At 73.6% G+C, this 12,451-nt stretch carries 12 protein-coding genes and 3 tRNA genes; 9 read left to right on the top strand and 6 right to left on the bottom strand.

Annotated features, from left to right (window positions below; genetic code table 11):
• Nucleotides 1–40 precede the first annotated feature (40 nt).
• Nucleotides 41–481 carry a Rieske (2Fe-2S) protein gene (locus ACFVNO_RS09950; protein ID WP_355258355.1) on the bottom strand — a complete coding sequence of 147 codons (441 nt, stop codon included), beginning with the start codon at nucleotides 479–481 and terminating at the stop codon, nucleotides 41–43.
• Between the two features lie 29 nt (nucleotides 482–510).
• Complete coding sequence (locus tag ACFVNO_RS09945) at nucleotides 511–1,275, bottom strand: DUF3152 domain-containing protein (RefSeq protein WP_355258758.1); 765 nt, start codon at nucleotides 1,273–1,275, stop codon at nucleotides 511–513.
• A 261-nt stretch (nucleotides 1,276–1,536) separates the two neighbouring features.
• Here ACFVNO_RS09945 and ACFVNO_RS09940 point away from each other — a divergent pair, with 261 nt between their 5' ends.
• The 6 genes from ACFVNO_RS09940 (at nucleotide 1,537) to ACFVNO_RS09915 (ending at nucleotide 5,537) form a co-directional block, all read left to right on the top strand.
• On the top strand, nucleotides 1,537–2,337 hold the full coding sequence (locus ACFVNO_RS09940) for a fumarylacetoacetate hydrolase family protein (RefSeq protein WP_220563130.1): 801 nt from the start codon (nucleotides 1,537–1,539) through the stop codon (nucleotides 2,335–2,337).
• A gap of 89 nt (nucleotides 2,338–2,426) precedes the next feature.
• On the top strand, nucleotides 2,427–3,464 hold the full coding sequence (locus tag ACFVNO_RS09935) for a GDSL-type esterase/lipase family protein (RefSeq protein WP_378891169.1): 1,038 nt from the start codon (nucleotides 2,427–2,429) through the stop codon (nucleotides 3,462–3,464).
• A 59-nt stretch (nucleotides 3,465–3,523) separates the two neighbouring features.
• A complete protein-coding gene (gene gltX, locus ACFVNO_RS09930) occupies nucleotides 3,524–4,969 on the top strand; it encodes a glutamate--tRNA ligase (protein WP_220563129.1) in 1,446 nt (481 codons plus the stop codon).
• Between the two features lie 174 nt (nucleotides 4,970–5,143).
• Nucleotides 5,144–5,215 (top strand) — tRNA-Gln (locus ACFVNO_RS09925).
• Between the two features lie 50 nt (nucleotides 5,216–5,265).
• A tRNA-Glu gene (locus ACFVNO_RS09920) sits at nucleotides 5,266–5,341 on the top strand.
• Nucleotides 5,342–5,461: 120 nt separating this feature from the next.
• Nucleotides 5,462–5,537 (top strand) — tRNA-Glu (locus tag ACFVNO_RS09915).
• A gap of 64 nt (nucleotides 5,538–5,601) precedes the next feature.
• Here ACFVNO_RS09915 and ACFVNO_RS09910 read toward each other — a convergent pair.
• The 3 genes from ACFVNO_RS09910 to ACFVNO_RS09900 all read right to left on the bottom strand — a co-directional run bounded on the left by ACFVNO_RS09910 (nucleotide 5,602) and on the right by ACFVNO_RS09900 (nucleotide 8,842).
• Nucleotides 5,602–6,201, bottom strand: coding sequence for a TetR/AcrR family transcriptional regulator (locus tag ACFVNO_RS09910; protein ID WP_355258349.1), 600 nt, complete (start codon nucleotides 6,199–6,201; stop codon nucleotides 5,602–5,604).
• Nucleotides 6,202–6,377: 176 nt separating this feature from the next.
• Nucleotides 6,378–7,949 (bottom strand): SDR family oxidoreductase, encoded by a 1,572-nt coding sequence (locus ACFVNO_RS09905; protein ID WP_355258346.1) that lies wholly within the window; start codon nucleotides 7,947–7,949, stop codon nucleotides 6,378–6,380.
• Nucleotides 7,950–8,158: 209 nt separating this feature from the next.
• Entirely contained in the window at nucleotides 8,159–8,842 is a 684-nt protein-coding gene (locus ACFVNO_RS09900) for an IclR family transcriptional regulator (protein ID WP_378891394.1), read from the bottom strand.
• A gap of 125 nt (nucleotides 8,843–8,967) precedes the next feature.
• On the opposite strand from ACFVNO_RS09900, the gene leuC reads away from it, so the two are divergent.
• The 3 genes from leuC to ACFVNO_RS09885 all read left to right on the top strand — a co-directional run bounded on the left by leuC (nucleotide 8,968) and on the right by ACFVNO_RS09885 (nucleotide 11,634).
• A complete protein-coding gene (gene leuC, locus ACFVNO_RS09895; protein ID WP_220563125.1) occupies nucleotides 8,968–10,374 on the top strand; it encodes a 3-isopropylmalate dehydratase large subunit in 1,407 nt (468 codons plus the stop codon).
• 32 nt (nucleotides 10,375–10,406) lie between these two features.
• Nucleotides 10,407–11,000, top strand: a complete 594-nt coding sequence (gene leuD / locus ACFVNO_RS09890; protein ID WP_378891161.1) for a 3-isopropylmalate dehydratase small subunit — start codon at nucleotides 10,407–10,409, stop codon at nucleotides 10,998–11,000.
• A 352-nt stretch (nucleotides 11,001–11,352) separates the two neighbouring features.
• Entirely contained in the window at nucleotides 11,353–11,634 is a 282-nt protein-coding gene (locus tag ACFVNO_RS09885; RefSeq protein WP_073379845.1) for an HU family DNA-binding protein, read from the top strand.
• 91 nt (nucleotides 11,635–11,725) lie between these two features.
• On the opposite strand, the gene cofC is transcribed toward ACFVNO_RS09885, so the two are convergent.
• The gene (gene cofC / locus ACFVNO_RS09880) at nucleotides 11,726–12,412 is read right to left on the bottom strand and encodes a 2-phospho-L-lactate guanylyltransferase (protein ID WP_378891158.1); all 687 of its coding nucleotides are present in this window, start codon (nucleotides 12,410–12,412) and stop codon (nucleotides 11,726–11,728) included.
• Between the last annotated feature and the right edge of the window lie 39 nt (nucleotides 12,413–12,451).

Here is a 12,451-nt window from a genome sequence, read left to right as displayed (position 1 = left end):
GTCGGCGGTGGGATCCCCCGGCGCCCGCCGCGGTTCGCGGTCAGCCGACGACCAGGCCGCCCTCCCCGGTGACGGTCACCGGGTACTCCTCCAGGGGCTCGGAGGCCGGGCCGTCCGTCCGGGAGCCGTCGGCGATGGAGAACCGGCTGCCGTGGCACGGGCACACGATCTCGTCGCCGACCACCTCGTCCACCGGGCAGCCCTCGTGGGTGCAGGTGGTGGAGAACGCCCGGAACTCGCCCTCCTCCGGCTGGGTCAGGACCACGGCGGCCCCGGGCAGGACGACGCCGCCGCCGACCGGCACCTCCTCGACGGTGGCCACGGACTCCTCCGGCGAGGGCGCCGGAGCGCTCTCGGGGGAGGGGGAGGCCGGGGCCCCGGTGCCCTGTCCGGGGCCCGAGCAGGCGGCGACGGCGCCGGTGGCCGCGCCCGCGGCCGCGCCCAGGACCGCCCTCCTGCTCAGCGGGAAGGGAACGTTCACGGGTGCGGCCTCTCTGTTCGGGACCGGGGTCAGTCGTCCCCGGGCGGGTCGTTGTCCGGGTACACCCAGCCGTTGGCCTCGCAGCCCTGGAGGTCCAGCGTCTGCTGCTGCATCACCGGGGCGGTCTCGCCCTCCCCCGGGCAGAACACGTGGCCGTGGCCCAGGGTGTGGCCCACCTCGTGGTTGATCAGGTAGATCCGGTAGGTCTCCAGGTCGCCCTCGAAGTGCGGGACCCCGGCCACCCAGCGGTTCTGGTTGATGATGGCCCGGTTGCCGTTGGCACAGGAGACGTACCCGTTGGTGCGCAGCGGCGCGCACAGGCGGTCGACCGTGTCGGGGGCGGCCAGCAGCACCCGGATGTCGGCGTCGTCGCCGTCCACCCGCTGCATCGACCGCTTCCCGTCGTCGCCCCAGCTGCGCGGGTCGCCCAGGATCAGCTCGACGGCCTCGGCGAAGTCCTCGGCCTCGCCGGGCAGGCCCTTCTCGACCTCCACGGCGAACGTCGTCACCGGCCCCTCGCCCATGACGTCGCCCTCGCCCTCCAGCACGGAGAACTCGCCGTCGGCGGTGTCGACCTCCTCCACGACCGAGCGCAGCAGCACCGGCTCGTCCTCCTCCTTCTCCTCCTCGGAGGGAGAGGGGGAGGGGGACGCCGGGGCGGCCGACTCCTCGGACCGCCCGTCGGCACTGGCCTCCGGCGGGGTCCCGGCCGCGCCGGGCGTCCCGTCGCCGACCGGCCCGGAGGAGCCCGCGGGGGTGCCCGAGTCCTGCAACGGCGGCGGCACGCTGACCATCAGCACGGCGGAGGCGCCCGAGACCAGGCACAGGCCGAGGGCGAGACCCGCCGAGTACCGGCGGGGCCGGCGGCGACGGCCCCGCGGGGACGGAGCGGACGTGGGCACGGGGCACCTCTCAGTAACGGACGACGGACCCCAGCATGCCATGACCGCGGCCGTGGGGAGGGCCAAGCCGGAGGTGCGGCACCGCCGTCGTGCCGTCGGGGGCGGGCGCGGATAACCTGCAAGCGCAAACGTGTCGATCTGGGAGGACAAGCAGTGCGCATCGCACGGTTCGCGGCCGGTGACGAGGTCGGGTTCGGCCTCGTGGAGACCGATACCGACAGCGGCGACGAGTACGTCGCCAGGCTCAACGGGCACCCGCTGCTCGGCGACATCAAGCTGACCGGGGAGAGGGCCAAGCTCGCCGACGTCCGCCTGTTGTCGCCGGTCCTGCCCACCAAGGTGGTCTGCATCGGCAAGAACTACGCCGACCACGTCGCGGAGATGCAGGACATCACGGGCGAGACCACGGAGGAGCCCGTGGTCTTCCTCAAGCCGTCCACCGCCGTGGCCGGGCCCACGGACCCGATCTTCCACCCGGCGGTCTCCGAGCGGGTCGACTTCGAGGGCGAGCTGGCCATCGTCATCTCCCGGCCCTGCCGCGAGGTGCCCCGGGAGCGGGCCGCCGACGTCATCTTCGGGTACACCGTCGCCAACGACGTCACCGCCCGCGACCTGCAGCAGAAGGACAAGCAGTGGACCCGGGCCAAGGGGTTCGACTCCTTCTGCCCGATCGGTCCGTGGATCACCACCGGACTGAGCATCGACGAGGCGCAGGACCTGGCGGTCACCACCACCGTGGACGGCGAGGTCCGGCAGAGTGGACGAACATCACAGTTCATCCACGACATCCCGGGCATGATCTCCTACGTCACCTCATTCATGACGCTGCTCCCCGGCGACGTCCTCCTCACCGGCACACCCGCCGGCGTCGGCCCGGTGCGGGTCGGCCAGGAGGTCTCGGTGACGGTGGAGCGGCTGGGCACGATCAGCAACCGGGTCGTCGCCCGGGACTGAAGGCCCCGGCCCGGCCGTGACCCGGCCGGGCCGCACCGTCCCCGGGCGGCCCCGGCCGCCGCCCGACACCTCACCGGAAGGGCTCCGAAGTGGCCATCCTCCCGTCCCGACGCACCGGCACCCTGGTCCTGGCCGGTCTCGTCGCGTTGGCCCTGGTCGCCGGCGGCGGCTACCTGTGGGTGACACGCACCGACGACCGCGGAACCGACCCCCGAGCGGAGGCTGGAACACCCATGAGCGGATCACTGCGCGTCATGCTCTCCGGAGACTCCATGACCCAGGGCGCCAACGGCGACCGGACGTGGCGCTACCACCTGTGGAACCACCTGGAGCCCGCCGTGGAGGGGCTCGACTTCGTCGGCCCCTACACCGACCCGGCCACCACCGACATGATCATCCCGGTGCCCACCGACGAGGCCCGGCCCTCCGACGAGGACTCGCCCTCCGACGGGCCCACCGCGGACGGGCCCACCGCGGACGGGCCCGCCGACGAGCGGCGCGCCGACGGGTCCGCCGGGGCGGAGCCCGAGGACTCCGGGAGCCCCACGGAGCCCGCCGGCCACGGCTGGCCGGGCGCCGACGGGGACGCCGGCACCGGCGAGTACCGCGACCCCGACTTCGACCAGGACCACAACGCCGTGTGGGGCCGCACCCTGCGCGACGCCTCCGCCAGCATCGAGGAGGAGGTGCGCCGCTACGAGCCGGACGTGCTGTGCACCCTCATCGGCGTCAACGACCTGTTGTGGCCGATCGGGATGGAGGAGATGGAGCAGCGGCTGCGCCGGTACATCGAGGGCGCCCGCGAGGGCAACCCCGACGTGAGGATCGTCCTGGCCGAGGCGCTGCCCATCGCCTACGCCGACAACGACCCCGGGTTCGCGCTGCGCACGTACTCCTACAACGTCCTCATCCGGGACCTGGCCGGGGAGCTGTCCACCGAGCGCTCCCCGGTGATCAGCGTCGACATCGCCGAGCGCGAGGAGTGGGACGTGAAGGCCGACACCTACGACGGCACCCACCCCAACGCACGGGGCGAGATCAAGATCGCGGCGGCCTTCGCCGACGCCCTCTCCGAGGCCTACGGGGTGGGCGGACCCTACCCCCGACCCCTCCCCGAACCCTCCTGAGCACGCCGGAAACGGCCGGACGGGGCCCGCGCGGTCCGTTCGGCCCTACCCTGGAAGGCGTGACCGAGACTTCGATTCGTACCCGCTTCGCCCCGTCCCCTACGGGCATGTTCCACGTCGGCGGCGCCCGCTCCGCGCTCTTCAACTGGGCTCTGGCACAGCAGCAGCCCGAGGGGCGCATGGTGCTGCGCATCGAGGACACCGACGCCGCGCGCAACCGCCCGGAATGGACCGAGGGCATCATCAGGGCCCTGGCCTGGCTGGGCATCGGGGAGGACGACCCCCACTTCGAGGGGCCCTACTTCCAGTCCGCCTACGCCGACAAGCACCGCGAGGCGGCGCAGGAGCTGTACAAGAACGGCCGCGCCTACTACTGCGACTGCACCCGCGAGCAGTTGGAGGCCCGCCGCGACAACCCCAACCTGGGCTACGACGGCTTCTGCCGCGACCGCGGCCTGGAGGCCGGCCCCGGCCGGGCGCTGCGGTTCCGCGTGCCCGACGGCGGGCCCACGGTCGTGGACGACCGGATCCGCGGCCGGGTGGAGTTCGCCCACTCGGCCATCGAGGACTTCGTGATCGCCCGGGCCGACGGCTCCCCGCTGTTCGTGCTGGCCAACGTGGTCGACGACGTCGAGATGGGCATCACCCAGGTCGTCCGCGGCGAGGAGCACCTGTCCAACACCCCCAAGCAGCAGCTGCTGTGGGAGGCGCTGGGCCACACCCCGCCGGTGTGGGCGCACCTGCCCGTCATCGTCAACGAGCAGCGCAAGAAGCTGTCCAAGCGCCGCGACAAGGTCGCCCTGGAGTCCTACCAGGAGGAGGGCTACCTGGCGGAGGCGATGGTCAACTACCTGATGCTGCTGGGCTGGGGCCCGGGCGACGACCGCGAGATCATGCCGTGGTCGGAGATGGTGCCGCTGTTCCGCATCGAGGACGTCAACAGCTCCAGCGCGTTCTTCGACGAGAAGAAGCTGCGCGCCTTCAACGGCGAGTACATCCGGGCGCTGGGCGTGGACGAGTTCGTCGAGCGCTGCGCCCCCTGGGTGACCGGCGAGGACACCCCGTGGGCGGCCGCCGACTTCGACCCGGAGGTGTTCCGGGCGGTCGCGCCGCTGGCCCAGAGCCGGGTCGCGGTGCTGTCGGAGATCGTGCCCAACGTCGACTTCCTGTTCCTCGCCGAGCCGGTGGAGGACGAGAAGAGCTGGGCCAAGGCGATGAAGCCGGGTGTGGGCGAGGAGATGCTCGCCGCCTCCCTGGAGCGCTTCGCCGACCCGTCCCTGGAGTGGAACGCCGAGGCGCTCAAGACCGCCACCGAGGAGACCGGCGCCGGCCTGGGCCTCAAGCTCGGCAAGGCCCAGGCGCCCGTGCGCGTCGCGGTGACCGGCCGCACGGTCGGCCTGCCGCTGTTCGAGTCCCTGGAGCTGCTGGGCCGCGAACGCGTCCTGGCGCGGCTGGGCGCGGCCCTGGAGAAGCTGCGCGCCCAGGGGCCCGCCGAGCAGTCCTAGCGTTCACCGGAGCAGCAGATCCGCTGCTCAGAGGGGTGCACAACGGGGTGGTCGGGGTCACGGACCCCCCACCCCGTTTTCGGTTCGCGAGCACTCTGAAGTTCCGCTAGAGTTATCCACGTCGCCGAGGGGGACAGGGAAAGCGGAAAAGCGGACCGGGTCCTCCCAGAGCACTGGGGTATGGTGTAATCGGCAGCACGACTGATTCTGGTTCAGTTAGTCTAGGTTCGAGTCCTGGTACCCCAGCGCGGTCCGAGTGAGAGCTCGGGCCATCGGGTCCGAAGGACCCGGCACGCGCCCCCGTCGTCTAGTGGCCTAGGACGCCGCCCTCTCAAGGCGGTAACGGCGGTTCGAATCCGCTCGGGGGTACCACAGGGAGCGCCTCCCACCATCGTGGGGGGCTTCTTTCTGGCCGGTGTTCGTCACCGGTGTCCGGTTCGACCGGGTATCGTAGGGTCGGTGGTCACGCCGACCACTGCACCAGCAGTTCAGGCCCCCGTCGTCTAGTGGCCTAGGACGCCGCCCTCTCAAGGCGGTAACGGCGGTTCGAATCCGCTCGGGGGTACCAGCACCAAGGCCCCGCCCACCAGGGCGGGGCCTTCGTCGTTCCCGGAGCCCCGGGCCCGCCCGGGTCAGCCCCGGGAGGTCAGGGCGCTCAGCTCCTCCTCCGGCGCCCCGGCGGCCAGCACCATCGCGACCAGCTGGTCCAGCAGCCAGTCGGCCAGCTCCTCCGCGGTCCGCCCGCGTTCCCGGAGCCACAGCATCACCGCGGTCTCCACCACCGAGATCCAGCAGCGCAGCGCCATCAGCACCGGCGGGGAGGGCGGCCGCGGGCCGACGCGGTCCAGGAGGAGCTCCAGCACCCCCGTGCGCACCCGGTCGATCTCCGCCTCGGTCTCCTCGGTGGCGATCACCGAGCCGCCGCGCAGCAGCGCGACGTAGGCGGGGGAGTAGGAGTCGGCGAACTCGACGAACCGGACCAGGGAGCCCCGCAGCTGCTCCCGCGGCGGCAGGTCCGCGGGCGGCACCAGCCGTTCCAGCAGCTCGGACATGGCCTGTTCCAGGGCCTCGCGGCGCAGCCGCGCCATGTTCGGGAAGTAGCGGTACACCAGCGCGCGGGACACGTCCGCGGCCTCGGCGATGTCCTCCGGGGTGACCTCTCCGGGCGGGCGCAGCGCGAAGACGCCCAGCGCCGTCCGGATCAGGTCCTCCCGGCGTTCGTGCGGCGCCATGCGGCGGGGCCGCCGCCCCGGCCCCGGCCGGTCCGCCGTGGGCTCCGAACCCGCCACCCGCGCCCGGTGACGGTCGGTCCTGTGGGACACCACCGTGGTGACGACCTCCCGAAAGTTCCTCTATCCCTCCTCCCGAACCTACCGGCGGCCACCGACACCGGCGGCCGCCGCGGCGGTCACCGGCACTCCGGGAAGTCCGCGACCGCGTCGGCGACGCGGCGGGCCGCCTCCTCGGGGGTGAGGCCGCGGCGGCGGTACGGGCGGGCGGCGGCTCCGGTGCCCACGGGGCCCGGGAGGACCGCGGTGACGCCGACGCCGGAGGCGGCCAGCTCGCGGCGCAGGGAGCGGCTGAGCGCCAGCACGGCGGCCCTGGCGGCCGGGTACGCCCCGTGCGCGCGCGGGGCCCGGCCGGCGGCGACGGAGACGGTGTTGACGATGAGGCCGCCGCCCCCGGCCCCGGCCATCACCGGGGCGAAGGCGCGGCAGCCGTGGACCACGCCCCGCAGGCCGGCGTCGACCGGGCGCTCCAGGTCGGCGTCCGGGATGCGGAGCAGGGGCCCGGCGGGCACGGTCCCGGCGTTGTTGACGACCAGGTCCGGCACCCCGGACTCCTCGCGCAGCCGGGCGGCGAGCCCGTGGACGGCGGAGGCGTCGGCGACGTCCACCCGCCGGGGGACGGCGCCGGGGGTGAGCCGGGCGCACAGCTCGGCGGTGCGCTCGGCGGCCGGGCCGTCGGCGTCCACGGCGACCACCCGGGCGCCGCGTTCGGCCAGTTCCAGGCTCAGGGCCCGGCCGACGCCGCCGCCCGCCCCGGTGACCACCGCGAGCTGCCCGGCGAAGGCGCCGCCGTGGCGGTGGGCCGCCTCGGGGGACCGGCGGGTCCGGGGCGCTCCGGACTCCACCTCCGCGACGAAGGAGCGCAGCCGGTCGGCCACCGCCGCCGGGCGCGAGCGCAGCGACCAGTGGCCGCCGTGGAAGCGGTGGAAGCGCAGGTCGTCGACCCAGCGGCCGGCGTTGGACTGGAGCGGGCCGACCATGAACGCGTCGCGGGTGGGTGCCAGCACCTGCACCGGGACCGCGGTGCGGCGCTCGGCCGGGCGGGTGAGCCGGGGGGCCATGTTGGCCCGGTACAGCGCCAGGCCGTTGACGTAGTCGCGGGTGGCGCGGCGGGCGGGGCGCACCGGCCCGCCGCCGGCCCGCTCCAGCCCGGCCAGCGCCGCCCCGCCCAGCCCGGTCAGCCAGAACAGCTCCGGGACCAGCGGGGTGTGGAAGAACCCGATGTAGCCGGAGCGCACGGCCTGGCGCAGGACGGCGCGCAGGCCGTCGGGGGCCGAGCGGAACCAGTGCCCGGCGTGGTCCAGGTCCGGCCCGGAGATCGAGGTGTAGGAGGCGAACCGGTCCGCGTACCGGGGCTCGGTGACGGCGTGCCAGCTCTGGATGGACCCCCAGTCGTGGCCGACCAGGTGGACCGGCCGGCCCGCGCCGACGGCGTCGGCGACGGCGGCGACGTCCGCGGCCAGCCGGTCCAGGCGGTAGCCGGCGCGGGTGCCGGGGGCGGTGGAGCGCCCGGCGCCGCGCACGTCGTAGGCGGCGATCCGGTACTCCCCGGCCAGTTCCGCGACCAGGGCGTCCCACACCGAGGAGTTGTCGGGGTAGCCGTGGACGAGCAGCAGGACGGGGCGGTCGGCGGGTCCGGTGGTGCGGACGGCCAGTCGCTGGCCGTCGGGGGCGGTGACGTACTGGTGCACTCGGCTCTCCTCGGGGGCGGGGTCCCGGACGTGCTCGTGTGAGACTTCGCGTCATGTTAGACAACCCGTCAGTAAGCGTCCACGGGCGGCCCCGGCCCCAGGTGGCGCCCGGACGCGGAAGACCCCGCCCGGCGGTGGCCGGACGGGGCCGTGCGCGCTATGGCGGCCGTGGGGTGCGCGGCCGCGGGGAAGAGTGGTGGGGGTGCGGGTCAGTGGGACTCGACGCTGTGCAGGGACTCGCTGATCTTCTCGGCGGCGGACAGGATCGCCTGGGAGTGGATGCGCCCCGGCGAGCGGGTCAGGCGCTCGATAGGGCCCGACACCGAGACCGCGGCGATCACGCGCCCGCCCGGCCCGGACACCGGCGCCGACACCGAGGCGACGCCCTGCTCGCGCTCGGCCACGCTCTGGGCCCAGCGGCGGCGGCGGACCTGGGCCAGGCTGGCCGCGGTGAAGCGGGCGCCCACCAGGGAGCGGCGGATGCGGTCCGGGTCCTCCCAGGCCAGCAGCACCTGCGCCGCGGAGCCGGCGTTCATGGGCAGCTCGCTGCCGACCGGCACGGTGTCGCGCAGGCCGCTGGTGCGCTCGGAGGCGGCCACGCACACGCGCACGTCGCCCTGGCGGCGGTAGAGCTGGGCGCTCTCCCCGGTGAGGTCGCGCAGCTGCACCAGGACCGGAGCGGCCACGGCCAGCAGGCGGTCCTCCCCGGTGGCGATCGACAGCTCACCCAGGCGCGGGCCCAGCACGAAGCGCCCCTGGCTGTCCCGGGAGACCATACGGTGCCGCTCCAGGGCGACCGCCAGCCGGTGGGCCGTGGGCCGGGCCAGGCCGGTGATCTGGACCAGCTGGGCCAGGGAGGCCGGTCCGGATTCCAGGGCGTCCAGGACGGACATCGTCTTGTCGAGTACTCCGACGCCGCTGGATGAGCTAGAGTTGTCCATGACTTGATATTGCCGTCTCGAAATATGGAATGCAAGTCAGAGTCCGCGCACGGAACGAACGAGAGAGGCGATCGCCCATGGCACGCACGATGGCCGAGAAGGTCTGGGAGGAGCACGTCGTCCGGCGTGCCGAGGGCGAGCCGGACCTGCTCTACATCGACCTCCACCTCGTCCACGAGGTGACCAGCCCCCAGGCCTTCGAGGGCCTGCGGCTGGCGGGCCGCTCGGTGCGCCGCCCGGACCTGACCATCGCGACCGAGGACCACAACGTCCCCACCATGGACCTGCTGGCCCCCATCGCGGACCCGGTCTCCCGCAAGCAGGTCGAGACGCTGCGCAAGAACTGCTCCGACTTCGGCGTCCGCCTGCACCCCATGGGCGACATCGAGCAGGGCGTCGTGCACGTGGTCGGCCCCCAGCTCGGCCTGACCCAGCCCGGCATGACCATCGTCTGCGGCGACAGCCACACCAGCACCCACGGCGCGTTCGGCGCGCTGGCCTTCGGCATCGGCACCAGCCAGGTCGAGCACGTGCTGGCCACCCAGACCCTGCCCATGGCCCCGTTCAAGACCATGGCCGTCACGGTCAACGGCAAGCTCAGGCCGGGCGTGTCCGCCAAGGACATCATCCTGGCGGTCATCGCCAAGATCGGCACCGGCGGCGGCCAGGGCTACGTCCTGGAGTACCGGGGCGAGGCCATCGAGGCCCTCTCGATGGAGGCCCGCATGACCGTGTGCAACATGTCCATCGAGGCGGGCGCCCGGGCCGGGATGATCGCGCCCGACCAGACCACGTTCGACTACATCGAGGGCCGCCCGCACGCCCCGCAGGGCGCCGACTTCGAGGCCGCCGTCGAGCACTGGAAGACCCTGCGCACCGACGAGGGCGCGGTCTTCGACGCCGAGGTGGTGCTGGACGCCGACGAGCTCAGCCCGTTCGTCACCTGGGGCACCAACCCGGGCCAGGGCGTCCCGCTGGACGCCGCGGTGCCCGACCCCGCCTCCTACGACGACCCCTCCGAGCGTGCCGCCGCCGAGAAGGCCCTGGCCTACATGGGCCTGGAGGCCGGGACCCCGATGCGCGAGGTGCGGGTGGACACCGTCTTCCTGGGCTCGTGCACCAACGGCCGCATCGAGGACCTGCGCACCGCCGCCGAGATCATCAGGGGCCGCAAGGTCGCCGAGGGCGTCCGGATGCTGGTCGTCCCCGGCTCCATGCGGGTCAAGGAGCAGGCCAACGCCGAGGGCCTGGGCGCGGTCTTCGAGGAGGCCGGGGCCGAGTGGCGCGAGGCCGGCTGCTCCATGTGCCTGGGCATGAACCCCGACCAGCTCAAGCCCGGCGAGCGCAGCGCCTCCACCTCCAACCGCAACTTCGAGGGGCGCCAGGGCAAGGGCGGCCGCACCCACCTGGTGTCGCCGCAGGTCGCCGCCGCCACCGCGGTGCGCGGCACGCTGTCCTCGCCCGCCGACCTGGCCGACCTGTAGCCGCGCCCGACCACGACAGGAGGAGACCTGCCATGGAGAAGTTCAACGTCCACACCGGTCGGGCCGTGCCGCTGCGCGCGAGCAACGTCGACACCGACCAGATCATCCCCGCCGTCTACCTCAAGCGGGTCAGCCGCACCGGGTTCGAGGACGGCCTGTTCGCCGAGTGGCGCGAGGACCCCGACTTCGTCCTCAACCGCCCCGAGTACCAGGGCGCGTCCGTGCTGGTGGCCGGGCCCGACTTCGGCACCGGCTCGTCCCGCGAGCACGCCGTGTGGGCGCTGCAGGACTACGGCTTCAAGACCGTGCTGTCCTCCCGGTTCGCCGACATCTTCCGCGGCAACTCCCTCAAGGGCGGCCTGCTGACCGTGCTGCTGCCGCAGGAGGTCATCGAGCGGCTCTGGAAGGCCGTCGAGGCCGACCCGGCCACCGAGATCACCGTGGACCTGGTGGAGCGCGAGGTGCGCGCTCCCGGGGTCGGCGTGCAGGAGGCGTTCGAGCTGGACGACTACACCCGCTGGCGGCTCCTGGAGGGCCTGGACGACATCGGGCTGACTCTGCGTCACACGGACGCGATCGCGGAGTTCGAGGAGCGGCGCAAGCCGTGGCTGCCGGTGACCCTGTAGCGGTCCGAACCCCTTACGGGACGGGGGTCGGCGGGGCTGTGTGACGCAGCGCACCCGTCGGCCCCCAAATATTTTACCTTTACTTGGCGTGACCGAACTGCGGTGCTCCCCGTATCCGTGAACAGGGTCCACCGCTCGCCCGGAATCCGGTTATACATAGGCATTTGAGGATCACAGAGAGGGGCAAAAGGGACCCGTCGGGATGCCTCCGAGTGCACGGCGGAGCCGTCCCGGAGAGTGACCGCGCAGGTCGGACCGGCCCCGACACGCCCTAACCGCAGGCGTTTGTATTTGTGCAAGGGCCTCTGTGTCCCCTAATTTCGTGCGAGCAAGGGGGAACCGGAGGAACCTTATGAACAAGCGTGACCTGATCGACGCGATCTCCGACCGACTCGGAGACAAGAAGACCGCGACCGAAGCGGTCAACGCTGTGCTTGAGACCATTCAGGCCACCGTGGCGTCGGGCGACAAGGTCGCCATCACCGGCTTCGGTGTTTTCGAGAAGGCCGAGCGGGCCGCGCGCACCGCTCGCAACCCCGCCACCGGCGCCACCATCGACGTTCCCGCGAGCTTCGTTCCGAAGTTCCGGGCCGGCGCCGACTTCAAGGCACTCGTCAACGGGGACAAGAAGTAGGCACGGTCGATCCGACCGTGACCGCGCTCCGCCCGGGTCCGCACGGACCCGGGCGGAGTCGTGTCCGGGGTCCGGAGCGGGCGGGTGCCCCTCAGGGGGCCCCGGGGCCGGGCTGGAGCAGCGCGGCGGCCAGCGACCGCGTGCGCGGGCCCACGCCCAGCTCCAGCGCCGCCGCCAGGTCGGCGGGGGTGTCCACGTCCCGGCGCACCGACTCCACGTCCGGGAGCGGCAGCTCCACCGCGCCGGCGGCCAGGTGCCGCTCGCGCGAGGCGCCCTCGAAGGCGGGGGAGAACCGGTGCCCCGGCGACGCCGCGAACAGGGTCGTCCCCACCCCGGGGGCGTCGGCCAGGAACGAGCGGCCGTGCCCGGCCGCGGCCGCCAGCACACGGCCCAGCTCCGCCGGGCGCAGCGCGGGCAGGTCCGCCGACAGCGCGCACACGCCCGCCCCCGGCGCCCGCAGCCGCGCCGCGCGCGCCCCGTGCTCCAGCGCCGGGTTGAGGCCGGTGCCCGGCTCCCCGGTCACCACCGCCGCCCCCAGCGCCGCCAGCTCCGCCCCCGCCCTCGGGTCCTCGGTGACCGCGAACACCTCCGCCACCGCCGGACAGGCGAGCGCGGCGGCCACCGTGTCACAGGCGAACGCCAGGGCCAGCTCCTCGCGCCGGGGGCCCAGGGCCGGGGCCAGGCGCGACTTGGCGAGCCCGAGGTGCTTGACTGGGATGACCAGGGACCAGCGCACCCCGGGGTCCGCGACCCCCTCCCGCTCTCCGACGCCGGCCACGCTCTCCCCCGGGACGCTCGTACGGCCACGACAGTGACG

The sequence above is a fragment of the Nocardiopsis sp. NPDC057823 genome (assembly GCF_042797335.1).
Taxonomy (GTDB): domain Bacteria; phylum Actinomycetota; class Actinomycetes; order Streptosporangiales; family Streptosporangiaceae; genus Nocardiopsis; species Nocardiopsis changdeensis.
This window is presented reverse-complemented; position numbering and strand designations above follow the sequence as displayed.

Excerpts from the sequence above, each read along its gene's own strand:
- leuC (WP_220563125.1), top strand. The coding sequence starts at position 8,968 with ATGGCACGCACGATGGCCGAGAAGGTCTGGGAGGAGCACGTCGTCCGG.
- ACFVNO_RS09945 (WP_355258758.1), bottom strand. The coding sequence starts at position 1,275 with ATGGTCAGCGTGCCGCCGCCGTTGCAGGACTCGGGCACCCCCGCGGGC.
- ACFVNO_RS09910 (WP_355258349.1), bottom strand. The coding sequence starts at position 6,201 with ATGGCGCCGCACGAACGCCGGGAGGACCTGATCCGGACGGCGCTGGGC.
- leuD (WP_378891161.1), top strand. The coding sequence starts at position 10,407 with ATGGAGAAGTTCAACGTCCACACCGGTCGGGCCGTGCCGCTGCGCGCG.
- ACFVNO_RS09885 (WP_073379845.1), top strand. The coding sequence starts at position 11,353 with ATGAACAAGCGTGACCTGATCGACGCGATCTCCGACCGACTCGGAGAC.
- ACFVNO_RS09900 (WP_378891394.1), bottom strand. The coding sequence starts at position 8,842 with ATGTCCGTCCTGGACGCCCTGGAATCCGGACCGGCCTCCCTGGCCCAG.